General features: G+C 72.7%; 20 protein-coding genes. 9 read left to right on the top strand and 11 right to left on the bottom strand.

Annotated features, from left to right (window positions below; all coding sequences use genetic code 11):
* Positions 1–83: 83 nt before the first annotated feature.
* A complete protein-coding gene (locus PVK37_RS10835; RefSeq protein WP_275033713.1) occupies positions 84–1052 on the top strand; it encodes an NAD(P)/FAD-dependent oxidoreductase in 969 nt (322 codons plus the stop codon).
* Between the two features lie 183 nt (positions 1053–1235).
* Here PVK37_RS10835 and PVK37_RS10840 read toward each other — a convergent pair whose 3' ends face one another.
* Positions 1236–1922: a TetR/AcrR family transcriptional regulator gene (locus tag PVK37_RS10840; RefSeq protein WP_275033714.1), complete on the bottom strand. Its 687-nt coding sequence runs from the start codon at positions 1920–1922 to the stop codon at positions 1236–1238.
* 140 nt (positions 1923–2062) lie between these two features.
* Between PVK37_RS10840 and PVK37_RS10845 the strand changes: the two genes are divergently transcribed.
* Positions 2063–2992 (top strand): NAD-dependent epimerase/dehydratase family protein, encoded by a 930-nt coding sequence (locus PVK37_RS10845; RefSeq protein WP_275033715.1) that lies wholly within the window; start codon positions 2063–2065, stop codon positions 2990–2992.
* Positions 2993–3020: 28 nt separating this feature from the next.
* Here the strand turns inward: PVK37_RS10845 and PVK37_RS10850 are convergent, their stop codons facing one another.
* Together PVK37_RS10850 and glpX are read right to left on the bottom strand one after the other, a co-directional pair.
* Positions 3021–3971 carry a DMT family transporter gene (locus PVK37_RS10850; protein ID WP_275035078.1) on the bottom strand — a complete coding sequence of 317 codons (951 nt, stop codon included), beginning with the start codon at positions 3969–3971 and terminating at the stop codon, positions 3021–3023.
* Between the two features lie 14 nt (positions 3972–3985).
* Positions 3986–5017, bottom strand: a complete 1032-nt coding sequence (glpX, locus tag PVK37_RS10855) for a class II fructose-bisphosphatase (RefSeq protein ID WP_275033716.1) — start codon at positions 5015–5017, stop codon at positions 3986–3988.
* A gap of 185 nt (positions 5018–5202) precedes the next feature.
* Between glpX and PVK37_RS10860 the strand changes: the two genes are divergently transcribed.
* On the top strand, positions 5203–5931 hold the full coding sequence (locus tag PVK37_RS10860; RefSeq protein ID WP_275033717.1) for a DUF4245 domain-containing protein: 729 nt from the start codon (positions 5203–5205) through the stop codon (positions 5929–5931).
* A 107-nt stretch (positions 5932–6038) separates the two neighbouring features.
* The gene (locus PVK37_RS10865; RefSeq protein WP_275033718.1) at positions 6039–6863 is read left to right on the top strand and encodes a hypothetical protein; all 825 of its coding nucleotides are present in this window, start codon (positions 6039–6041) and stop codon (positions 6861–6863) included.
* A gap of 206 nt (positions 6864–7069) precedes the next feature.
* Here PVK37_RS10865 and PVK37_RS10870 read toward each other — a convergent pair whose 3' ends face one another.
* Together PVK37_RS10870 and xseA are read right to left on the bottom strand one after the other, a co-directional pair.
* Entirely contained in the window at positions 7070–7282 is a 213-nt protein-coding gene (locus PVK37_RS10870) for an exodeoxyribonuclease VII small subunit (protein WP_275033719.1), read from the bottom strand.
* 22 nt (positions 7283–7304) lie between these two features.
* Positions 7305–8555 carry an exodeoxyribonuclease VII large subunit gene (gene xseA / locus PVK37_RS10875; protein ID WP_275033720.1) on the bottom strand — a complete coding sequence of 417 codons (1251 nt, stop codon included), beginning with the start codon at positions 8553–8555 and terminating at the stop codon, positions 7305–7307.
* Between the two features lie 68 nt (positions 8556–8623).
* On the opposite strand from xseA, the gene PVK37_RS10880 reads away from it, so the two are divergent.
* Both PVK37_RS10880 and PVK37_RS10885 read left to right on the top strand, forming a co-directional pair.
* Positions 8624–9613 (top strand): 4-hydroxy-3-methylbut-2-enyl diphosphate reductase, encoded by a 990-nt coding sequence (locus PVK37_RS10880; RefSeq protein WP_275033721.1) that lies wholly within the window; start codon positions 8624–8626, stop codon positions 9611–9613.
* A gap of 179 nt (positions 9614–9792) precedes the next feature.
* Positions 9793–10263 (top strand): RAD23 family protein, encoded by a 471-nt coding sequence (locus PVK37_RS10885; protein WP_275033722.1) that lies wholly within the window; start codon positions 9793–9795, stop codon positions 10261–10263.
* Between the two features lie 180 nt (positions 10264–10443).
* Here PVK37_RS10885 and PVK37_RS10890 read toward each other — a convergent pair whose 3' ends face one another.
* Positions 10444–13704: a S8 family serine peptidase gene (locus tag PVK37_RS10890; protein WP_275033724.1), complete on the bottom strand. Its 3261-nt coding sequence runs from the start codon at positions 13702–13704 to the stop codon at positions 10444–10446.
* A 147-nt stretch (positions 13705–13851) separates the two neighbouring features.
* Positions 13852–15033: a DNA recombination protein RmuC gene (rmuC, locus tag PVK37_RS10895; RefSeq protein WP_275033726.1), complete on the bottom strand. Its 1182-nt coding sequence runs from the start codon at positions 15031–15033 to the stop codon at positions 13852–13854.
* 53 nt (positions 15034–15086) lie between these two features.
* Here rmuC and PVK37_RS10900 point away from each other — a divergent pair, with 53 nt between their 5' ends.
* Positions 15087–15845: a hypothetical protein gene (locus tag PVK37_RS10900; protein WP_275033728.1), complete on the top strand. Its 759-nt coding sequence runs from the start codon at positions 15087–15089 to the stop codon at positions 15843–15845.
* Between the two features lie 145 nt (positions 15846–15990).
* Here the strand turns inward: PVK37_RS10900 and ppc are convergent, their stop codons facing one another.
* On the bottom strand, positions 15991–18777 hold the full coding sequence (gene ppc / locus PVK37_RS10905; RefSeq protein ID WP_275033729.1) for a phosphoenolpyruvate carboxylase: 2787 nt from the start codon (positions 18775–18777) through the stop codon (positions 15991–15993).
* Between the two features lie 174 nt (positions 18778–18951).
* On the opposite strand from ppc, the gene PVK37_RS10910 reads away from it, so the two are divergent.
* Complete coding sequence (locus tag PVK37_RS10910) at positions 18952–19992, top strand: S66 family peptidase (RefSeq protein ID WP_275033731.1); 1041 nt, start codon at positions 18952–18954, stop codon at positions 19990–19992.
* Positions 19993–20080: 88 nt separating this feature from the next.
* On the opposite strand, the gene PVK37_RS10915 is transcribed toward PVK37_RS10910, so the two are convergent.
* Positions 20081–20299 (bottom strand): winged helix-turn-helix domain-containing protein, encoded by a 219-nt coding sequence (locus PVK37_RS10915; RefSeq protein ID WP_275033732.1) that lies wholly within the window; start codon positions 20297–20299, stop codon positions 20081–20083.
* 207 nt (positions 20300–20506) lie between these two features.
* Here PVK37_RS10915 and PVK37_RS10920 point away from each other — a divergent pair, with 207 nt between their 5' ends.
* The gene (locus PVK37_RS10920) at positions 20507–20821 is read left to right on the top strand and encodes a hypothetical protein (protein WP_275033733.1); all 315 of its coding nucleotides are present in this window, start codon (positions 20507–20509) and stop codon (positions 20819–20821) included.
* Positions 20822–20937: 116 nt separating this feature from the next.
* Here PVK37_RS10920 and PVK37_RS10925 read toward each other — a convergent pair whose 3' ends face one another.
* Positions 20938–21507: a hypothetical protein gene (locus PVK37_RS10925; RefSeq protein ID WP_275033734.1), complete on the bottom strand. Its 570-nt coding sequence runs from the start codon at positions 21505–21507 to the stop codon at positions 20938–20940.
* A gap of 705 nt (positions 21508–22212) precedes the next feature.
* The gene (locus PVK37_RS10930) at positions 22213–23103 is read right to left on the bottom strand and encodes a helix-turn-helix domain-containing protein (RefSeq protein WP_275033735.1); all 891 of its coding nucleotides are present in this window, start codon (positions 23101–23103) and stop codon (positions 22213–22215) included.
* Positions 23104–23141 lie beyond the last annotated feature (38 nt).

Consider the following 23141-nt stretch of genomic DNA (forward strand, 5'->3'; position numbering starts at 1 on the left):
GCTTGCCCCACCCCGGCTCCGACCCCTACCGTCATCAGAAATCAGCGTGTGCTGATCCCTGAGCGGAAAGTGACGGTGCGTGGATGCGAGAGATCGACGTCGCTATCATCGGAGCCGGCCCGACCGGTCTCTACGCCGCGTACTACGCCGGCTTCCGGGGGCTCTCGGTCGCGGTGATCGACGCCCTGCCCGAGCCGGGTGGGCAGGTCACCGCGATGTACCCGGAAAAGATGATCTACGACATCGCCGGGTTTCCCGAGATCAAGGGACGGGACCTGGTGGCCAACCTGGTCGCCCAGTCCGCCACCGCCAACCCCGAGTACCTGCTCGGCGTCCGCGCGGAAGGGCTCGAACACGTCGACGGGCAGCCGGTGCTCACCCTCGCCGACGGCGAGCGGCTGCGCTGCGGCGCCATCCTCATCACCGGCGGGCTGGGCAGCTTCACCCCCCGTCCGCTGCCCGCCGCCGCCAGCTTCGACGGTGCCGGCCTGATGTACTTCGTCCCGCAACCGGCCGAGCTGATCGGCCGGGACGTGCTGATCGTCGGCGGCGGCGACTCCGCCTTCGACTGGGCGGCGGCCCTGGCCCCGCTGGCCCGCTCGGTGACCCTGGTGCACCGCCGGGAACGGTTCCGGGCGCACGCCGCCACCGTGGCCCGGGTCCGCGAACTGCCGGTGCGGATCGTGGTCAACGCCGAGGTCACCAAGCTGCACGGGGACACCGCGGTGACCGGTGCCGACATCGCCGTACGCGGCGGCGCGGCGGAGACCGTGCCGGTGGACGCGGTGGTCGCGGCGCTGGGCTTCACCGCCGACCTGGGGCCGCTGGCCGAGTGGGGTCTGCACCTGGACAAGCGGCACATCACGGTCGACAGCGCGATGGCCACCAACCTGCCCCGGGTCTTCGCCGCCGGGGACATCACCGAGTACCCGGGCAAGGTCCGGCTGATCGCCACCGGATTCGGTGAGGCGGCCACCGCGGTGAACAACGCCGCCGTGGTGATCGACCCCGCGGCGCACCTCTTCCCCGGCCACTCCTCCGACGGCACCTGACCGCCGGCCGGCACCGCGCGGCCAGCCCGACGGGCCCGCCTGCGGGCCCGCGGTTCCGTCTGCGCTTCCTGCGGCCCGGCGGGCTCGCCTGCGGCTCCTGCGGCCCGGCGGGCTCGCCTGCGGTGCCCTTCCGGGCCGGCGGGTCCGCCTGCCGTGGCCGGGGCGCGGTCGGGCCCCGGGTGGTCAGGGGAGGCCGACGACGTCTGCCATCAGGTCGATCTGGTGGTCGAAGTAGAGGTCCCGGTGGGGCAGGGCGTTGTTGATCCGGCCGAAGAGTTCGAAGCTGATCAGCCCGAACAGGTGCGTCCAGCCGGCCATCGTCCGGGCGATCAGCGCCGCCGGCAGGTCCACCGCCAGGGCGTCGGCGATCACCGCCAGGTCGCCCCGGAGGGGCTCCGGCACGTCGTCCGGTGGGACGGCGACCCGACCGGCGGCCACCCCGTCGTTGACGATGCCGATCAGCGTGACCGGGGGGCGTTGGGCCGGTTCGATGGTGTCCGTCGGCGCGGCGTAGCCGGGCACCGGGCTGCCGTACAGCAGCGCGTACTCGGCGGGGTGGGCCAGCGCCCAGCGGCGGGCCGCCCGGCAGCAGGCTGACCAGCGCGCACGCAGGTCGGCCCGGTCCGGCCCGGCCCCGGCTGTCTCGACCGCGGTGCCGAGGGCGTCGTACGCCTCGATGATCAGCGCGGTGAGCAGCTCGTCCCGGCTGGGAAAGTACCGGTAGACGGCCGACGAGGCCATGCCCATCTCGCGGGCGACCGCCCGGAGCGAGAGGTTGGCGCCGTCCGTGGCGAGGTGGCGGCGGGCGACCGTCTTGATCTCGTCGATCATCTCGGCGCGGACCCGGGCGCGGATCGATGGTGCGGACACGCCGTCCACTCTGCCACGAAGAGAGCGTCCGTCAAAAGAGAGAGCACTGCTCTTGACGAAGTGCGGTGGCCGCGGGCATGCTGGGATGGTCCAGAGAGCAGTGCTCTCTATCTGCATCACTGCTTCGAGAGGTGGCCCTGATGGCTACTCACGTGATCGTCGGCGCGGGGCCGGTCGGCACCGCCACCGCCCGACTGCTGGCCGACCGGGGCGACCGGGTGCTGCTGGTCAGCCGCCGGGGGCGCGGCCCCGCCCACCCGGCCATCGAGCGGATCGCCGCCGACGCCACCGACGCCGACCGGTTGACCGCACTCACCGGCTCGGCCACCGCCCTCTACAACTGCGCCAACCCGGCGTACCACCGCTGGCCCACCGACTGGCCGCCGATCGCGTCCGCGCTGACGACCGCCGCCGCCCGCACCGGCGCGGTGCTGGTCACCGCCGGCAACCTCTACGGGTACGGTCCGGTCGACGGCCCGATGACCGAACGCACCCCGGAGCGACCGAACAGCACCAAGGGCGCGGTACGGGTACGGATGTGGGCGGAGGCGTCCGCCGCGCACCGGGCCGGTCGGCTGCGCGCCACCGAGGTGCGCGCCTCGGACTTCCTCGGGGCCGGCGCACACTCCGTCGCCAACAACCTCGTGCTGCCCCGGGCGGCGACCGGCCGGCCCGTCGTCGTACCGGCCGACCCGGACGCCCCGCACAGCTGGACGTACGTCGGTGACCTGGCCCGCACCCTGGTCGCCGTCGCCGACGACGAACGGGCCTGGGGGCGGATCTGGCACGCGCCGTCCCCGCCGCCGGTCTCCGTACGCCGGCTCGCCGAGATCACGGCGTCCCGGGCCGGAGCGCGGCCACCCCGGATCATCCGGCTGCCCCGGGCGGCGCTCACGCTCGGTGGCCTGGTCAACCGGGAGGTACGGGAGCTCCGCGAGATCGCCTACCAGTTCTACCGGCCGTTCGTGCTCGACTCGACCGAGACCACCGCGGCCCTCGGCGTCACCTGCACCCCGCTCGACGAGGCGATCGACGCCACCCTGGACCTGCTGCCCGCCCGGGCCGGATGAGCGGGAACGGCTGCGCCGCCGGCGCGCCCTAGCGGCGCACCGGCGGGCCGATCGCGGCGACCAGCACGGCGACGAGGGTCAACGCCGCCCCGAGCAGGGTGGCCGGGCCGGGATGCGAAGCCGCGGTGGGCAGCAGCACGTCCAGCAGCACCGCGCCCACGATCTGCCCGGCGATGGTGGCCAGGCCGAGCAGCAGCACCCCGGTGAACCGGACGATCGCCGCCGCCAACGCGATGAACAGGATGCCCAGCGGACCACCCAGGTAGAGCCACGGCTCGGCCGGCAGACCACCACCCGGCAGGCCGCGTACCAGCAGGTCCACGGCGAACACCACGAGCAGCGCCAGCGTACCGACGGTGAAGTTGACCAGGGTGGCGGTGAGTGCGTTCCCGGCGGCTGCACGTACCCGGCCGTTCACCGCCTGCTGCCAGGCGATCCCGATCCCGGCGAGCAGCGGCAGCAGGGCCAGCACCAGCGCGCCCGGATCGCCCAGCCGGTCACCGACGGCGATCAGCACGGCCAGTACGGTCAGCACCGCCCCGGCCAGCCGGCTCGGCGTCACCGGCTGCCGGCCGGCCGGGCCGAAACCGGCCCGGTCCACCGCCAGGCTGCTGCCGGTCTGACCGGCCACCACCGCCACCGTGAACACCGCCACCCCGAGCGTGCCGATGGTGAGCCCCTGGGTGGCCACCAGGAACGCGCCGCACACCCCACCGAGGCACTGCCACGGTCGTAGCGCACCCTCGCGCAGCGCGGCCCGGAGCCGGCGCAGCCCCCGCCGCCCGGCCGGGGCGGCGGGGACCAGTACCAGCAGGATCAGCAGCCCCAGCCCGAACGAGACCACCGCGGCGGCGATCCCGTCGCCGAGGCGTACCCCCAGCTCGCCGTTGATCCGCGACTGGAGTGCCACCGCGACGCCGGAGAGCACCGCGAGCGCGACGCCGGCGACCCGCAGCGTCGCCGACGGGAGGGCGTCCACGTCCCGGGTCGCGGTCACTCCTGCTCGGCCAGGGGGCGGCCGTCGAAGTCGACGGCCGAGTAGAGCGCCAGCTTCTCCAACCGGTGGTAGGAGTCGATCACGCGGATGGTGCCGCTCTTGGAGCGCATGACGATCGACTGGGTGTACGCCCCACCGGCCCGGTAGCTGACCCCACGCAGCAGGTCACCGGAGGTGACGCCGGTCGCCACGAAGAAGCAGTTGTCCCCGGTGACCAGATCGTCGGTGGTCAGCACCCGGTCCAGGTCGTGGCCGGCGTCGAGGGCCTTGGTCCGTTCGGCGTCGTCCCGGGGCCAGAGCTTGGCCTGCATCACCCCGCCCATGCACTTGAGCGCGCAGGCGGCGGTGATCCCCTCCGGGGTGCCACCGATGCCCATCAGCACGTCGACGTCGCTCTCGCCCCGGGCGGCGGCGATCGCCCCGGCGATGTCGCCGTCGGAGATGAACCGGATGCCGGCCCCGGTCCGCCGGATCTGGTTGACCAGGTCGTCGTGGCGGGGGCGGTCCAGCACACAGACCGTCACCTCGGAGACGTCGCCGCCCTTGACCTTGGCGATCCGGCGCAGGTTCTCGGCCACCCCGGCGTTGATGTCGACCACGTCGGCGTAGACCGGCCCGACGGCGAGTTTCTCCATGTAGAAGACCGCGCTGGGGTCGAACATCGCGCCCCGCTCGGCCACCGCCAGCACGGCCAGCGCGTTCGGCATGCCCTTGCTCATCAGGGTGGTGCCGTCGATCGGGTCGACCGCCACGTCCACCTCGGGACCGCTGCCGTCACCGACCTCCTCGCCGTTGAAGAGCATCGGGGCGTTGTCCTTCTCGCCCTCACCGATCACCACGACGCCCCGCATCGGGATCGAGTTGATCAGCTTGCGCATGGCGTCGACGGCCGCGCCGTCGCCACCCTCCTTGTCGCCCCGGCCGACCCACCGGCCGGCGGCCATCGCCGCCGCCTCGGTGACCCGGACCAGGTCGAGGGCGAGGTTGCGGTCCAGATCCTGGGGGATCCGCGTTCTGGTGTTCGTCATGGCGGCTTTCCTCCTCGCGACGGTGCGGGGTGGACCGGCGGGATGCGGCCGTCGCCGCCGCCGGCTTTGTCGCTGATCCTCACACGTGGGCGGATGAATCGCCCTCACACGGTGGTCAACGTAACGCCGGTACGGGTCCCCGGTGGCCCGGATCGGGTCAACCGGGGAACTGCGAAGATAGGGGGGTGGAGCCCACCGACCGCGCACCCGCCGACTCGACCCCGCCCGACGGCCAACTGCCGTTGACCCCGGCGGACGGCCAACCGGCGCTGACCCCGCCGGACGGCCAACCGGCGCTGACCCCGGCGGACCCGGCCGGGCGGCCCGCGACGGTCGAGCCCGGCCCCGGCCGCGCCGCCGGGCCCGCTTCCGTCCCGGGTGGGGAGGCGTCCGGCACCGGAAAGGCCCGGTCCGAGCGTTCGCCGAAGGACATGGCGATCTCGCTGCTGGTGCTGCTGGTCCCCATCGCCCTGCTGCTCGCCTTCTACCGGGGTTTCCTCGGCGGCGACGAGCCGGCCGTGATCGATCCGGTGCCCGCCGTCGAGCAGGCCCGGGCCGCCAACGCCTTCCCGGTCGCCGAACCGTCCGGTCTCGGCGACGGCTGGCGTCCGATCCGGGCCCGGTTCCAGCAGTCCGACGAGGGGTCCACCCTGCGGTTGGGTTACCTCACCCCGGAGGGTCGGGGCGTCCAGCTCGTCCAGAGCAACGTGCCACCGGAGCGGCTGCTGCCCACCGAACTCACCGACGACAACCAGCCGCAGGGCGCGCTCGACCTGGACGGACGGAGCTGGCAGCGGTACACCGCCCGGGGTGACGAGCGGGCCCTGGTGCTGCTCGAACCGGACCGTACGGTGATCGTGGTCGGCGAGGCGGCCGAGAAGGAACTCCGCGAACTGGCCGACTCGGTCCGGTAGGGTGCACGCCGGACTGGGTACATACCGCCCAGACGGGCGTTCCCGTCCCCGGTACCCCTCAGTTTCCGGTGCCCGTGTCGCGCCGGACGACGTCTGGAGACAGCCACGTGAAGATTCGACGGTGGAGTGTCGGCGTGCTGGCCGCCTCGCTGCTCGTACCCGGTCTCACCGCCTGCAAGTCGGACACCGCGACCGAGGAGCCGACGGCGGCCGGTTCCTCCTCCTCGGCCCCGGCCGGCGGCATCCCCAGCGACGCCAAGGAGGCGCTGCTCGCCTCGACCAAGGAACTCAGCAAGGGTGACTTCAGCTTCACCATGGCCGGTGGCGAGCTCAACGGGGCCGGCAAGGTGCACATGCCGACCAAGAGCGCCGAGATGACCATGACCGGTGGCGACGCCTCGGACGACCTGGCCATGGAGATGCACCTGGTCTTCATCGACACCGACACCTGGGTGAAGATCCAGTTCAGTGGCGCGATGGCGACCGCCGCGCCCGGCAACCTGAACTCCGGCAAGTACCAGCACCTCGACCGGAGCCGGATCAAGGGCGTCAAGGACCTCGAGTTCGACTTCGCCGACGTCGACCCGGCCGGCAGCGAGGCGCTGACCAAGGCGATCACCGAGGTCCGCAAGACCGGTGAGGGCATGTACGCCGGCACCCTCGACGCCACCAAGGCGACCGGCTCCGACGTGCTCGACGCCGAAACGGTCAAGGCCCTGGCCGGCCAGGCCAGCGCGGTGCCGTTCACCGCCAAGCTCGACGCGCAGGGCCGGCTGACCGAGTTCGGCATCGAGGTGCCGGCGGCCGGGACCGCCAAGGCCCAGAACCTGCTGATCACGTACAGCGACTACGGTGCGACCACGCCGGTGCAGCAGCCCCCGGCGGACCAGGTCGTCGAGGCCTCCGACGACGTCTACAAGATGTTCGGCTGAGCGACGGAACACCGGACGGGGCGGCCACCGGTCGCCCCGTCCGTGCGTACCGGCGCTGGCGGCTACGGCGTGCGTACCCGGGCTGCGGTTACGGCCCGGCGTGCCGGGGTGGCGGTCGCGGGCGGCCGGCGGAGAGCGGGTCTCAGGAGCCGGCGGACGGAGGCGGAGCGGGTCTCAGGAGCCGGCGGACGGGGGCGGAGCGGGTCTCAGGAGTCGGCGGCCGGGCGGGCGGCGTCGATGCGGGCCCGCGCCCCGTCCAGCCAGCGCTGGCAGACCTCGGCCAGCCGCTCGCCGCGTTCCCACAGCGCCAGCGACTCCTCCAGCGAGGTCCCGCCGGTCTCCAGCCGCTCCACCACCGACGCCAGTTCGGCGCGGGCCTGCTCGTAGCTGAGCCGCTCGTCGTTCTTCTCGTCAGTCATCGCCCGCTATCCCACCACACGCTCACCCGGCCGCCCCGGTGGCGTCGACGGTGGCGGCGAGTTCGCCCTCGGCGAGGCGTACCCGCAGCGGGTCACCCGGCCCCACCTCGGAGCCGGCGCGGACCACGTGCCCGTCGGCGCGCTGCACGATCGCGTAGCCGCGCTCCAGGGTGGCGGCCGGGGACAGCGCCCGCAGCCGGGCCAGGGTGTGCCGCAGGTCGCTCTCGGCGGTGCCGAGCCGGTGGTCCAGGCAGCGGCCGGTGCGGGCGCGCAGCGCCGCCAGGTCGGCGGCCCGCTGCTCCACCATCACCTGCGGGCGGGCCAGCACCGGACGGGAGCGCAGCAGGTCGAGCCGGTGCGCCTCCCGGTCCACCAGGTTGCGTACCGACCGTTCCAGCCGGTGCCGGGCCTGCCGGATGAGGCGTACCTCCTCGGTGAGGTCCGGGACGATCCGCTTGGCCGCGTCGGTGGGGGTGGAGGCCCGGACGTCGGCGACGTAGTCGAGCAGCGGGGTGTCGGTCTCGTGGCCGATCGCGCTGACCACCGGCGTACGGCAGCCGAACACCGCCCGGCAGAGCGCCTCGTCGGAGAAGGACAGCAGGTCCTCGATGCTGCCGCCGCCCCGGGCGATGACGATCACGTCGACGGCCGGGTCGGCGTCGAGCACCTTCAGCGCGTCGATGATCTGCTGGGCCGCGCCCGCCCCCTGCACGGCGACGTTCACCGTCCGGAACTCCACCGCCGGCCAGCGTCGCCGGGCGTTGGTCAGCACGTCCCGTTCGGCCGCCGAGGCGCGCCCGGTGATCAGGCCGATCCGGCCGGGCAGGAACGGCGGCCGGCGCTTGCGGGCCCGGTCGAACAGCCCCTCGGCGGCGAGCAGCTTCTTGAGCTTCTCCAGCCGGGCCAGCAGCTCACCGAGACCGACCTGGCGGATCTCGTCGGCGCGCAGGCTGAGCGTGCCCCGGGCGGCGTAGAACTCCGGTTTGGCGTGCAGCACCACCCGGGCACCCTCGCGCAGCTCCGGCGCGCCGGAGTCGAGCACGTCCCGGTTGGTGGTGACGGTCAGGCTGAGGTCGGCCGACGGGTCACGCAGGGTCAGGAACACGGTGGAGGCACCCGGTCGGCGGCTGATCTGCGCCACCTGCCCGTCGACCCAGACCCAGCCGAGCCGGGCGATCCAGGCCCCGACCTTCTGGCTGACCACCCGTACCGGCCACGGCTCCTCGGCCGTGCTCCGGGCCGTACCGTCGGCGCCCGCACCCGTACCGTTCACCCGCCCACCCTACGGCTCCCCGTCAAGATCGACATGGCTGGTGACGGGTCGACACGTACGATGGGCGGGTGAACGAGGATCAGGCGACCACCCCCCAGACCGGCAAGCGCGTGCTCCTGGCCCGGCCCCGTGGCTACTGCGCCGGCGTCGACCGCGCGGTGCAGACGGTGGAGGAGGCGCTCAAGCTCTACGGCGCTCCGATCTACGTCCGCAAGCAGATCGTGCACAACAAGCACGTGGTACGGACGCTGGAGGCCCAGGGCGCGATCTTCGTGGAGGAGAACGAGGAGGTCCCCGAGGGGGCGACCGTGATCTTCTCCGCGCACGGGGTCGCACCCGAGGTGTACGAGCAGGCGAAGGCCCGCTCGCTGAAGGCCATCGACGCGACCTGCCCGCTGGTGACCAAGGTGCACCACGAGGCGAAGCGGTTCGCCGCCGAGGACTACGACATCCTGCTGATCGGTCACGAGGGGCACGAGGAGGTCATCGGCACCGCCGGTGAGGCACCCGCGCACATCCAGCTCGTCGACGGTCCCGAGGACGCCGACAAGGTCACCGTCCGGGACCCGGAGAAGGTCGTCTGGCTCTCTCAGACCACCCTGTCGGTGGACGAGACGATGGAGACGGTGGCCCGGCTGAAGAAGCGGCTGCCGATGCTCCAGTCCCCGCCGAGCGACGACATCTGCTACGCCACCTCCAACCGGCAGCACGTGGTGAAGGAGATCGCCCCGCAGTGCGACGTGGTGATCGTCGTCGGGTCGCGGAACTCCTCCAACTCGGTCCGGCTGGTCGAGGTGGCGGTGGACGCGGGGGCCCGCGCCGGGCACCTGGTCGACTTCGCCTCGGAGATCGACGACGCCTGGCTGGCCGGGGCCGGCACGGTCGGCCTCACCTCGGGCGCGAGCGTCCCGGAGGAACTGGTCCAGGAGGTGCTGGCCCACCTGGCGGCCCGCGGGTTCACCGACGTGGAGGAGATCGTCACCGCCAACGAGCGGTTGACCTTCTCGCTGCCCCAGGAACTCAAGCGGGACATGAAGGCCGCCGCCGCCCGCGGCTGAGCATCACCGCCGCCGGGCACGACTGAGCCGAACCCCGCCGCCTGCGGCTGAGCATCACCGCCGCCGGGCACGACTGAACCTGACCGCCGCGCCCGGCCCGGCCCGGCCGGGCGCGGCGGGACCGGGTCCGGCGGCCGACGGTACGGAACGGATCTGTCGGCTGATACGTCTGACCGGGTATGAAGACGTATCGGATCGCGCTGCCGGTCCTGGTCGCCTGCCTGGCGTTGAGTGCCTGCGCCGGTTCCGACGGCGGCGACAGCCCGGCCGGCACCACCACCAGCCCCGGTCAGACAGGAGCCCCGGTGAACCCCAGCAGCGGACCCACCGACCCGGCCGACCCGACCGCGCCCGGCAGTGCGATGCCGCCGGCAGCGACGCCCAGCGGGAGCCAGCCGACCGAGTGGCCGCCGGGCGGTCCCGGTGGTAAGGCGTCCCCCGCGCCGGGTGGCGCGGTGATCACCGGCACGGTCACCTCCGGCGTGGAGCCGGGCTGCCTGCTGCTCGGGGAGTACCTCCTGGTCGGCGGTCCCCGCGACGTGATCAAGGCGGGTGCCAAGCTGACCGTCAGCGGCAAGGTGCAGCCGGACCTGATGACCACCTGCCAGCAGGGCACGCCGTTCCTGGTGGACAGCGCCAAGCCCGCCTGAGCGCCGCGACGGGTCAGGGCCCTGAGCACCGCCTCGGGGTCAGAGCCCTGAGCACCGCCTCGGGTCAGGCTCTGAGCGCGGACCCGGTCGGCCCCCAGATACGGCACCCGGTCCCGGAACAGGACGGAGCCCGTCCCCGCTGGCTGCGGGGACGGGCTCCGGTGGTGTTTCAGGGGTGGGTCAGTTGACCGCGCCGATCGAGACAGCGCCCCGACCGACCACGGCACCCTCGCTGGTCACCACGGCGAGTTCGCCGTAGAGGGCCCGGCCGGCGGCCGGCGCGGACTGGGCGGTCACCGTGCCGGACAGCGAGCCGGTGGCGCCGTTGGCCAGGGTGAGCGGGCTGGCCGACGCGGCCAGGGTGCCCAGGGCCGGCGAGGAGAACGAGTCCCGGTAGTCGTAGGCGGTGCTACCACCGGCACCGTCCACGGCGTAACCCTCGACGACCACCCGGTAGGTGCCGGCGACCGGGTTGGCCAGGGTCACCGCCTCCTCCGAGTCACCGTCGGCCTGCTGCCCGACCAGGGTGGTCCCCCGGAAGACGAACAGGTCCAGGTCGGCGCTGGCGTTGGCCGGGTTGCCGATCCGGGCGGTGAAGGACGAGGTACCGGCCGGCACCTCGACGGTGAACTCCTGCTGCGCGCCCTCGGCGATGGTCGGCCGCTCGGTGTGCACGCTGGACAGCGGGCCACCCTGACCGGAGACCGTGACCGGGCCGAAGGTGTTGGTCAGCGACCAGGTCACCGGGGTGGCCTCACCGGCGTCGACCGACGGCAGTTCGAGCACGGCCGGCTCCACCGTGACGCCCTGGATCCGCGCGGTGAGCTGGAACGGGTTGTTCAGCGCCGGGGAGGTACGCCGCGACTCGACCTCGATCTCCCAGACACCCGGGATCGGGTTCTGGTAGTCCCGCTCGAAGGCGGAGCAGGCCGAGGGGAAGTTGGTGTAGCAGTTCAGGCTGGAGGTGCTGTCCACCGGGACGCCGTACGGGTTGAAGGCGACGAACCGGGTCTGCGAACCGGTGGCGATGCCGCCGAGGTTCACCTGGAGCGCCCCGGCGCCCGCCGGCACGGTGACGAAGTACGACGTGAAGCTGTTCCGGTCGACCGAGCCCTCGGCGGAGAACCGGTAGTCCGGCTGCCTGGTGTCGACGCCGGCGACCACGACGGTGGAGACCTCGAAGTCGACCACCGAGGTGGCCGGGTCGTCGATGGTCATCAGCGCGCCGTGCGCCCCGGCGGTGGCCGGCTTGGCGGTGACGTTGACGGTGACGGTCTTGTTCAGCGGCAGCACCACGCTGGCCGGAGCCTTGAAGGTGCCGTCGTTGCCCCGCAGCGTGACCTCGTGCCGGATGTTGCCGGCCGGGCCGCTGGTCCGGGTGATCTTGACCGGGTACGTCTTGGTCTGGTTGACCTTGTGTCCGCCGTCGGCGGAGGCGCACCGGTTGTAGACGCCGGTGCCCCGGTTCGGGGTGACGAGCTGGCCGGAGAGCACGGTGCAGACCGGCGCGTCCGAGGCGTACGAGCGGGTCTCCACGCCCTTGCGCAGCAGCTTCCAGGCACCCGGCACGTTGAACATGCCGTAGCCCTGGCCGTACGTCGGGACGTCCGCGATCGGCTTGGCCGACGAGTAGATCGCCCGGCGCAGCGCGGCCGGGGTCACGCCCTTGTCGCTGGCCTTGGCGGCGGACAGCAGCAGCGCGGCGGCGCCGGCGGCCTGCGGGGAGGCCATCGAGGTGCCGTTGAACATGCCGTAGCCGGGGGCCAGCGGGTAGCCGGCCTCGGCGACCGGGCCACCCGGCTGCCAGGTGGGGATGGTGGAGATGGCCGAGCCGGGGGCGGCGATGTTCGGCTTCGCGCCACCGTCCTCACGCGGGCCACGGGACGAGAAGTTGAACAGCGCGTTCTTCTTCTTGACCACCGAGCCGTAGTTGGCCAGCCAGGTGTCCTTGCTGATGCTGGCGGCCACGCTGACCACGTTCGCCGAGGCGGACGGGTCACCGATGGTGTTCAGGCCCGGCCCGGAGTTGCCGGCCGAGATGAACATCTGCACGCCGTACGTGGTGATCAGGTTGTTGTACAGCTCGGCGCGGGCGTTGTTGCCGTCGTTCAGCGCCGGGAGACCACCGATCGACATGTTGATCACGTCGACCTTGCGGTTGATCACCAGGTCGGCCATGCCGGTGGTGAGCGCGGCGTAGGTGCAGCCGCCACCCCAGGAGCAGGCGCGGGCGGAGACCAGCTTGGCGCCGGGGGCGGCACCGTCGAACGCCGAGTTGCCGAGCATGTCGTTGGCGGCGGTGATGCCGGCGACGTGGGTGCCGTGGGCGCTCTCCACGATGCCGATGCTGACGTAGTCGACCAGGCCGGGACCGCCGGCCGGGGTGGTGTCGACGTCCTCGCGGTACTCGACGACGAACGGCATCCGCTCGCTGATCGCGGTGGCCGGGTTGTCGACGCCGAAGTGCCCGACGTCGAACTTCTCCTTGTACGGCCGCATCACGGCCTCGTCGGTGAAGTCGAGGTCCTGGTCGGTGTCGACCCAGATGTTGTGCGTCACCGGGTCGTAGAGGATGCCCCAGGCGTCGGTGGTGTCGCCGTCGCGGTTGACGTCACCGGCCGGCTCGCTGGTCCGGGTGATCGACTCGCTGAACCGGTTGAACCGGTAGGTGCCGGCCGGCGCCTTCCAGGTGGCCCCGGCGGCGGTGAACGACGGCCCGGTCACCTCAGTGATCATGGCCCGCCAGCTCGCGTCCTCCAGCGGGTCGGTGGCGGTCACCCAGTCGACGATCTTGCGCTCACCGGTGGTGGTGGTCTGGAGCGCCGGGTGGTCCAGGTCGACGCCGGAGTCCATGATGCCGATGGTGACGCCGCGCCCGTCCCAGGTCGGGTTGTCCTCGACGAACTTCACCGCGCCGGTCTCGTTGGTCGGCATGAACGGGTTCGCCGCCGGGGTGTCCGCGCCCGGCGCGGTGACGGCCGCGGCCTGGGCGGCGGCCTTCTGGCCGCCCGGGGCGGCCTCCGGCTTCGGGTTCGGGAGCTGGATCTTCTCGTCCAGGTCCACCGCCGACACGCCGGGCAGGGTGGCGGCCTTCAGCGCCTTGTCGGTGGGGACCTTCGCCAGCACGTAGCCGATGGTGTCGTAGCGCTCGCTGACCGAGCCACCGAGCTTCTCGACACCGTCGGCGACGGCCTTGGCCTCGCCCTTCTCGGTGGCGACGATCATGGTCACGGTCGGGGCCTTCTTGGCCTCGGCCTCGGCGAGCAGCTTGGCGTCGTGCGCGCCCAGCGCCTCGGCGGCGGTCGCCGGAGCGGCGTCGGGCGCGGCAGGGGCGGCGCTCGCGGTGGCAGCGCCGCCGGCTCCGGCCATGGTGCCGGCCACCATGACGGACGCGAAGAGGCCGGCGGAGGTACGCCGACCCAGATTGCGGGGTTTACTCACGTTCTCTTCCTCCAGAGAAGAGGCTCTGAGACAACAGAGCAGTCGTGAGCGTGATCTTTCGTGGTGTTGGTAGTCGATGTCACTACTGCCAGGTAGGTTGTGACCACCTCGTGACGTGAAAAGGTCCACCCTGTCACGAGGAAAGTGCTAGTCGTCGATGCGAACTGGCCGAACGGACGAAGTGGACCGGTCGGGCTCCACCAGTTCCGGGGCCTGTGGCTGCCGGGGGGCCACCTCCACCTGCGACGGTGTGCCCAGCTCCTGGTCCGAGACGCCCAACTCGGCGAGCTTACGGGCACTGACCAGCACCCGCGCCTCCAACGAGCCGACCGCCCGGTTGTACGCGGTCACGGCCGCCCCCAACGAGCCCCCCAGCTTCCCCACGTGCTCACCCAGCGTGGACAACCGCCCGTACAGCTCCCGGGCCAGCGCGTGCACGGCCACCGCGTTACGGGCCAGCGCCTCCTGCCGCCACGAGTACGCCACCGTACGCAGCAACGCCACCAACGTCGCCGGGGTCGCCAACACCACGTTGCGGCGGAACGCGTGCTCCAGCAGCAGCGGATCCTGCTGCAACGCCACGTCCAGGAACGGGTCCGCCGGCACGAACAGCACCACGAACTCCGGGCTCAGGTCGAACGCCGCCCAGTACGACTTGGCCGCCAGGGCGTCCACGTGCGCCCGCAGGTGCTTGGCGTGCGCCCGCAGGTGCGCGTCCCGCGCCTTGTCGTCGCGCGCCTCCATCGCGGTCAGGTACGCGTCGAACGGGGCCTTCGCGTCCACCACCACCGACCGGCCCCCGTACAGCCGGACCACCAGGTCGGGCCGGACCGTCTGGTCGTCCACGGCGGCGGTGACCTGCTCGGCGAAGTCGCAGTGCTCCAGCAGCCCGGCGGCCTCGACGATCCGGCGGAGCTGATGCTCACCCCAGCGCCCGCGCACCTGCGGGGCACGCAGCGCCGCCACCAGCTGCTTCGTCTCGGTCCGCAGCTCACCCGAGACCGCACCCATCGACCGGACCTGTTCCCGCAGCTCCGCGTAGGCGTCCACGCGGTCCCGCTCCAACTCGGTCACCCGCTGCTCGTAGCGGCGCAACGTCTCGTGCAGCGGCGCGACCGCGCGCGCCACCGCCTCCTGCGACTGCGCCGTCGCCTCGTAGCTCAACGCCCGCATCGACTGCTCCAGCCGACCCTCGCCCTCCCGGGCGGCGGCGAGCGTGGCCTCCAACCGGGCGACCTGGGCCGCCGACCGGGCCCGCGCCGCCAGCCAGCCGACCGCGCCACCGGCCCCGAGGCACACCACCACCACGGCCAGCGTCGAGAAGTCCATCACCAGAGCTTGCCAAACGGGTACGCGGTGCGCCCCCTGGGTACCGTCGGGTCATGGAGATCGTGCTGGTCGTGGTACTGGTGGCCCTGCTCGCCGCCGCGGTGGCCTGGTGGCGTACGGACAGCGCGCGCCGACGGAACACCGAGCTGGCCGACGCCCGGGCCGACGCGCAACGCTGGTACGAACGCCTCGGCGGGCAGGTGATGAACCTGCACGGCGACGCCCCGGCGGTCCGGCAGGCGCTGGTCGACGCCGGTGAGCGGTACAACGCGGCGGGCAGCCAGTTGGAGCAGGCCCGGACGGTCCGGCAGTACCAGTTGGCCCGGGAGACGGCGCTGGAGGGGCTCGCCTACGTCCGGGCGGCGCGCCTGGCCCTCGGCCTCGACCCCGGGCCGGACGTCCCGGCACCGGCCAGCGCCCACGGCGTCGGGCAGCTCACCCGGGAACGCGCGGTCGACGTGCAGGGGCAGGTCTTCAGGGCCGGCCCGCAGCCCGGCCGGGACACCCCGTACTACTACCCCGGCGGTCGGTACGGTGGCCGTCCGGTGCCGGCCGGCTGGTACTCGACGCCGTGGTGGAAGACGGCGCTCGGCGCGGGGGCCGGGGTGCTCGGCGGCATGCTGATCGCCAACGCCCTCTTCTCCCCGGAGTTCGGCGACCCCGGCTACCAGGAGGGCTTCTCCGACATCGGGGGCGGCGACTTCGGCGGCGGTGACGTCACCGGCGGCGACTTCGGCGGTGGCGGCGACTTCGGTGGCGGTGATTTCGGCGGCGGTGGCGACTTCGGTGGCTTCGGCGGTGGCGACTGGTGAGGCCCCGACCCCGGTGAGCAGGCCCCGACCCCGCTCCGGACGGATTCCCCACCCTGACCAGGACGGATTCCCGCGCCCTGACCAGGACGGACCCCCTGTGCCACGCCCACCGGGCGGGCACAGGGGGTCCCTTTCGTACCCGTCGTCAGCCGGTGTTGCGCATCCCGGCGGCGATGCCGTTGACCGTGGTCAGCAGAGCCCGCTCCAGCGCCGTACCGTCGTTCGGGGCCCGCCGCCCACCCGGCGCGGTGGCGACCGCCCGACCGGCCGCCCCCGAGTCGCGGTACTGCCGCAGCAGCGCCACCTGGAGGTGGTGCAGCGGTTCGAGGTAGGTGTCCCGCACCGCCAGGGTGCGCTGGAGCACCGGCGAGGTGTCCAGCAGGTCGGGGGAGCCGGTCACCGCCAGCACCTCCCGCCGGGTCAGCTCGTACTCCTCCTCGATCTTGCCGAAGATCGGTTGCAGCGGCTCCGGGACCAGGGTCTCGACGTACCGGCGGGCGATGGTCAGGTCGGTCTTGGTCAGCATCATCTCCACGTTCGACAGGAACGTCCGGAAGAAGTGCCAGTTGCGGTGCATCTCGGCCAGCACGTCCGACAGCCCCGCCTCGCGGGCGGCGGCCAAGCCGGTGCCCACCCCGAACCAACCGGGCACGATCTGCCGGGTCTGCGTCCAGCCGAACACCCACGGGATCGCCCGCAGCCCGGACAGCCCCGCCCCGGTGTTCGGGCGCTTCGCCGGCCGGGAGCCGATGTTCAGCGCGCCGAGCAGCTCGGTCGGGGTGGACGCCCAGAAGTACGCCGGCAGGTCCGGGTCCTCCACCAGCGACCGGTACCGCCGGAACGCCGCCTCGGAGACCTGGTCCATCGTCGCGTCCCAGCGTTCCAGCATCTCGGCCGGCTGCCGGGGCGCGGTGTGCAGCAGCGTCGCCTGGAGCACCGCGGCCAGCGTCAGCTCCAGGTTCTCCCGGGCCAGCGACGGCAGGGTGTACTTGTCGGAGATGACCTCACCCTGCTCGGTGACCTTGATCGCGCCGTCCAGGGTGCCGTACGGCTGGGCCAGGATCGCCTCGTGGGTGGGGCCGCCACCCCGGCCGACCGTACCGCCCCGACCGTGGAACAACCGCAGGTGCACGCCGTGCCGGGCGGCCACGTCCCGCAGCGCCCGCTGCGCCCGGTGGATCGACCACTGGCTGGTGGTGATGCCGGCCTCCTTGTTCGAGTCGGAGTAGCCCAGCATCACCTCCTGCACGTCGTCCCGGGCCGCCACCAGCTTCCGGTACGCCGGCAGCGACAGCAGCTCGTCGAGCAGCTCACCCCCGGCGTTCAGCTCGGCCGGGGTCTCCAGCAGCGGCACGAACCCGATCCGGGCCCGCCCGCTGTGCACGTCGACCAGACCCGCCTCGCGGGCCAGCACCACCGCCGCCAGCACGTCGTCCACGCCGAGGGTCATCGAGATGATGTACGACTCGATGACCTCGCCGCCGAACCGGTCCTGCGCCTCCCGGACCGCGCCGAAGACGTCGAAGGTCTTGCGGGCCGGCTCGGTCAGCGGGGTGTCCATCGTGGAGAGCGGACGCCGGCCGGTCAGCTCGTCGGCGAGCAGCTTGGTCCGCTCCAGCCGGCTCAGCGACGGGTAGTCGTCCACCTCGCCGACGGCCTTGTAGAGCTGCGCGAGCACCGCGTGGTGCGCCTCGGCGTGCTCGCGGATGTCCATGGTCGCCAGGTGCAGGCCGAACGCCGACACGGTCCGGATCGCCGAGGCGAGCCGGCCCACGGCGGTGAGCTGCCCGGAGTTGCGGGCCAGTGAGGCGCGCAGCAGCTCCAGGTCGGCGACCAGCTCGGCGGAGCCCCGGTAGTCCCGCCCCGGCACGTGCGGGGTGCCCTGCCGCAGCCGTTGCCGGGTGTTCGCCAGCTTCGCCTTCACGCAGCGCGCCTTGAGCCGGTACGGCTCCTCGGCGTTGACCCGCCGGAACCGGGGGGCCACCTCGGGCAGCGCGTCCAGGTCGCTGGCCAGGCTGGCGGACAGGTCCAGCGACACCCCGCGCAGCCGGCGGGACACGGACACCTCGTTGATCAGGTGGTCCATCGCCTTCTCGGTGGCGGCGATACCGTGCTCGTGCTGGATGGTCAGCACCTCGCGGGTCACCGCCGGGGTGACGAACGGGTTGCCGTCCCGGTCACCGCCGATCCAGGTGCCGAAGGTCAGTGGCCGGGCCGTCGGCGAGGTCTCCACACCGAGGGTACGCAGCGTGTCGGCCAGGTCGTCGAGGACCTGCGGGGCCGCCTCGGCGTACAGGTCCCGCAGGTAGTAGATGGCGTTGCGCGCCTCGTCGGTCGGGTCCGGCCGGTCCAGCCGCAGCTCGTCGGTCTGCCACATCAGGTCGAGCAGCTCGGCCAGGCGGCGGTTCGCCGGCCCCTCGTCGCTCGCGCCGTACAGGATCGCGTTGGCGGTCTCGGTGTCCAGCTCGTCGGCGATGGCCCGCAGCTTGGACAGGATCGACCGGCGGGCCGCCTCGGTCGGGTGCGCGGTGAACACCGGCCGGACGGCGAGCCGGCGGGCCGCCGCGGCGATCTCCTCGGCCGGCACCCCCCGCTCCGAGATCATCGTGGCCGCCTGGTCCAGCCAACCGCCCTGCACCGCCCGACGTCGCCGCAGGTCACGGGCCCGGTGCACCTGCTCGGTGATGTTGGCCAGGTGGAAGTAGGTAGAGAAGGCCCGAGCCAGCTTGGTGCCGGTGGTCACGTCCAGGCCGGTGAGGCGACCCGCCGCCGCCGGGGCGTCGGTCCGGACCAGCGCCCGGATCTCCTCGACCAGGTCGAGCAGCGGGCGGCCCTCCTGCCGGGCCAGGGTCTGCCCGAGCAGGGTGCCCAACCGGCGGATGTCGGCCCGCAGCGCGGCGTCCGGGCCGTCGTGGTCGTGCTGGTCGGTCACGAGATGCGCTCCTTACGTGAGGACGAAGGACAGCGCTGTCCGACTCCCCTGGATCGTATCCGCGCCGACCCCGGAAGTGCGGATCGCCCCTGAGATGTCGCTCATTGCGTGGGACGTCCGCGATGTGGTTACCGGCGGCGGAAAACCGGTTGGGTCGGCCGATAGCGTCGAACCGTGGAGCAGCTCAGGTACCCGCCCAAGCCGAAACCCGGGGACCGGGTCGCGGTGGTCTCGCCGTCCGCCGGGCTGCCGGCGATCTTCCCGCACGTGTACGAGCTGGGCCTGCGCCGGCTCCGCGAGGAGCTCGGCCTGGAACCGGTCGAGTACCCGACCACCCGGGCGGTGCACGCCGACCCCCGGGACCGGGCCCGCGACGTCACCGCCGCCTTCGCCGACCCGACCGTCACGGCGGTGCTCGCCACCGTCGGCGGGGACGACCAGCTCACCGTCACCCCGCACCTCGACGACGCGGTGCTGCGGGCCAACCCGAAGCCGTTCTTCGGCTACTCCGACAACACCAACCTCCTCAACCACCTGCACAAACTGGGCATCGTCGGCTACCACGGCGGTTCGGTGCTGGTGCACCTCGGCCGCCCCGGCGCACTGCACCCGCTGAGTACGGAATCGCTGCGCGCCGCGCTGTTCACCACCGACTGGTACGAGCTGCGTCCCGCCGACGAATGGGGCGACCAGCCGCACGACTGGAACGACCCGGCCACGCTGGCGACCGAGCCGCCGATGGTCCCCGGCACCGGCTGGACCTGGCTGGGGAACCGCCGGGTGGTGACCGGCCGGACCTGGGGCGGCAACCTGGAGATCCTGCACTGGCTGGCCGCCGCCGACCGGATCGCCCCGGCCGCCGAACTGGCCGGCTCGGTACTGGTGATCGAGACGTCCGAGGAACTGCCGCCGGCCGTCGAGGTGTACCGGATGCTGCGCAACCTGGGGGAGCGCGGCCTGCTCGCCGGTTTCCCGGCCGTGCTGGTCGGCCGGGCCAAGGCCTGGGACTTCGCCCGCCCGCACACCGTCGCCGAACGCCGGGCGTACGCCGAGGCGCAGCGCGACGCGATCATGCGGGCGCTGGCCGCGTACGCCCCGGAGGCGGTGGTGGTCTTCGACCTCGACCTCGGCCACACCGACCCGCAACTGATCATCCCGTACGGCGGCGAGATCCGCGTCGACGCCCTGACCGGCCGCATCACCGTCCGCTACTGACCGCCGCTCCCGTCCCCTCCCGCCGCCCGCCCTGCCACGTTCGATCGTGGTGGCAAACGGTCCTCCAGGGGGCCTAAAGCCACCACGATCAATTGTGCTTCCGGACGTAGACGCCCTCGCCTTGGCGGCCCTCGAGCAGACCTTCCGCCTTGAGGATGAGCAGCGCGGTGCGGACCGATCCGTAGGACACGCCGTACGTCTCGATCAGCCCCTGCGTGGTGGGGATCTGATCTCCTGGCTTGAGTCTGCCGTCCCGGATCTGGTCCCGGATGGCTGACGCCACCCGCTCGTACTTGGGTGTGTTCACGGTCTCTCCCTGGCTCGCGAAGCCAAGTAGAGCATCAGGAAACGACAGCGTCTATTACGTCGACAGTATCGACAATGTCGACTGATGGTTTATAGGCTGAGTCTGCTCACCCCTGGCTCGCAACCGGGTGGGCGTCATGATCAAGGGCGGCCCGGGGTGGAGGTGGCACTCCGCTCCCCGGGCCTTGACCGGGAAGGAGCCCGGCCCGTGAACAACCTACCCAACCCTCTTCATCCATCGTGGTGCCTACGCGGCCCGAACTGCGCCGGAGCCGGTGACCTGCACCAGTCCCGACTCATCCCGGCCGCTGCTCGGGGCGACGAACTGTTCCAGGTACGGGTCGGTCTCTGGCGGATGGACGTCGGCCCGACCCCGCCGTCCGGTCTGCTGCTCGAACTCTCCGCCGGTGCGGAGTCCGACTGCTGGCCGATCGACCTGGCCCAGTCCCGGGCGTTGGTCCACCTCTCCGGGCGGCTGGTCCGCCGACTCGCTCCCACCCCGGCCCGGCACGTCGCCGCCTGACCGGCCCGCCCCGGCTTGATCCACTCCGTTTCGGCGATGTCGGCCTGTCGCGGCCGGGCGCGATACCCCGATATCGCCGAAACGGCGTCAGCGGGCCGACTAGGCCAGCCTCTCGGTCAGGCGAGTGGGCAGCGGCCGGCGCTGTAGTGGGCGACCGCGGCCAGGATCTCCGCCTCCGACCTGTCGGCGAAGTTCAGCGTCGCCACCAGCCCCGAACCGTAGAAGGCGCTGAGCAGGCCGCTGTCCAGCGCCGTGTACGCCCCGAGGTTGCTCACCGTACGCGGGTCACGGGGCTGCACGACCAGCATCTTCTCCAGGCTCCACCGGCGACGGCGGATCTGCGCGACCCCCTCCCAGGGCAGCCAGACCGCCTGACCCCGGGTGGGCCGGGTACGGATCCACAGTCCGGCCGGGCTGAGCGCCAGCACCGGCCCACCGGAGGCGATCAGCCACAGTTGCAGCCCCAACGGCAGCCCGGTCGCCAGCAGCAGACACCCCGCCAGGCCGAGAAGGAACGGACCGGACCCGGAGGACGGGCCGGGTTCCGTGGAGGACGCCATGCCCAGGCCGGCCAGACAGAGGACCGGGACCAGCAGCACCAGCACCACCGCGCCGAACACCAGTGCGCGCTTGCCGACGCTGGGGCGTACCACGAAGGGCTGGTCGTCCGGGATGCGCTTGGTCACCGGGGCTGCCGGCGGTGGCGGGTAGCCGGCCGGTGGGTACCCCGACGGGCCCGCCGGGTGGCCGGCCGGTGGGTATCCCGCTTGACCCGTCGGGTGGCCGGCCGCCGGATACCCCGAGGGGCCCGCCGGATAGCCGGCCGGTGGGTATCCCGGCGGCGGGTAACCGGGCTGCCCCGCCGGATAACCGGCCGGAGCCTGCCCCGGCGGCGGCCCTCCGTGCGGGGGCGGTGTCGGGTGTCCGGCCGGAGGCTGGCCCGGCGGCGGCCCCCCGCCGTACGGGGACGGTGTCGGGTGTCCCGGTGGTGTCGGGTGTCCGGGCGGTGGTGGGGTGGTCACCGAGCACTCCAGGCGTCGAGCCGGTCAGGGGACCTCAGCGTACGGCGGGTCGGCCGACCGTGGGCCGCCCGGCAGAGTGGCCGGGGCTGCGGGCCTCCCCGAACAGGTCCGCGCACCCCGGTCGACCGTTCCCCGCCGGGGCGGCCCGGAACCGGACTACCCCACCATCCTCCGCCACCCGTGATCACGAGTCTTGAACATCGTTGCTCGCTTCCCCACTCCCTCCCCACCCCGGCCTCTCCCCGACCCCCTCTGCCCCGTTGATCATGAAGTTGTTGTCCCGACACGCCGGTACGAAAGGCAACAACTTCATGGTCAACTCGGCGAGGGGGGTCAACTCGGCGGAAGGTGGGGGCGGGAGGGTGGGGGTTAGGGGGAGAGGAGGTGGCGGAGGCGGGTGGGGGGTGCGCCGGTGTGTTCGCGTACGGTCCGGGTCAGGTGGGCCTGGTCGGCGAAGCCGTACTCGGCGGCCATCGCCCGCAGCGACGGTGAGTCGCCGGTACCCAGGTCGTGCAGCACGGCGCGGACCCGCAGGTCGTTGCGGTAGCTGGTGAGGCTGCGGCCGGTGACCCGCTGGAACACCCGGCTCAGGTGGTGCGGGGAGCAGCCGACCCGGCGGGCGACGTCGGTCAGTCCGAGGGTGAAGTTGCCGCTGGCGAGCACCTGGCGGGCCTGGTCGGCCAGCCGGCGGTGGGCGGCCAGGGTGGCCGGCCGGCGACCGATCGCCCGGTCCAGGTCCTCGTCCGGGCCGCCGGTGCTCAGCGGACCGGCCCCGAGCAGCACACCGAGCAGGTGGTGCACCCGCTCGGTCAGTTCGAACCGGTCCATGCCGCGACGGGCGTGCGCCACCAGCAGCCGGTGTTGCAGGTCGGTGCGGTGGTCGAGCTGCCCGTCCCAGCCCCGTCGGGCGAACCAGTTCCGGGCGTCCGGGCGTTCCTCGACCACCTCGGTGGGGATCTCCAGGCAGGTGTAGACGTCCCCGCAGCCGAGCGGGTGCGCCACGAGCATCTGGTCGTCGGGCCGGGTGAGCAGCACCGACGTGGCGTCCGCCCAGGCCACCTCGCCGTTGATGTTGCGCAGGAACCCGCCGGAGCGCCCCAGGTAGACCCGGTACCCGATGTCCGGCACCGGCCCCACCCAGCCCGGCAGGTCCATCAGGCACTCGACCTCGTACATGGTCATCCCGTCCGGCAGCCCCAGGCCGCGCCACCGGCCCTGGCTGGTGTGCTGACGTGGATCGTCGTTGAACTGCTGCGGCATCGATCCTCCCCGTGCTCCACACCGCTGGCACCGCTCGA

It is taken from the genome of Micromonospora cathayae, assembly GCF_028993575.1.
Classification (GTDB): Bacteria; Actinomycetota; Actinomycetes; order Mycobacteriales; family Micromonosporaceae; genus Micromonospora; species Micromonospora cathayae.

What these genes read in the sequence shown, in the direction of transcription:
- PVK37_RS10885 (WP_275033722.1), top strand. Translation starts at nt 9,793, where the DNA reads ATGAAGACGTATCGGATCGCGCTGCCGGTCCTGGTCGCCTGCCTGGCG.
- PVK37_RS10870 (WP_275033719.1), bottom strand. Translation starts at nt 7,282, where the DNA reads ATGACTGACGAGAAGAACGACGAGCGGCTCAGCTACGAGCAGGCCCGC.
- PVK37_RS10835 (WP_275033713.1), top strand. Translation starts at nt 84, where the DNA reads ATGCGAGAGATCGACGTCGCTATCATCGGAGCCGGCCCGACCGGTCTC.
- glpX (WP_275033716.1), bottom strand. Translation starts at nt 5,017, where the DNA reads ATGACGAACACCAGAACGCGGATCCCCCAGGATCTGGACCGCAACCTC.
- PVK37_RS10900 (WP_275033728.1), top strand. Translation starts at nt 15,087, where the DNA reads ATGGAGATCGTGCTGGTCGTGGTACTGGTGGCCCTGCTCGCCGCCGCG.
- rmuC (WP_275033726.1), bottom strand. Translation starts at nt 15,033, where the DNA reads ATGGACTTCTCGACGCTGGCCGTGGTGGTGGTGTGCCTCGGGGCCGGT.
- PVK37_RS10845 (WP_275033715.1), top strand. Translation starts at nt 2,063, where the DNA reads ATGGCTACTCACGTGATCGTCGGCGCGGGGCCGGTCGGCACCGCCACC.
- PVK37_RS10930 (WP_275033735.1), bottom strand. Translation starts at nt 23,103, where the DNA reads ATGCCGCAGCAGTTCAACGACGATCCACGTCAGCACACCAGCCAGGGC.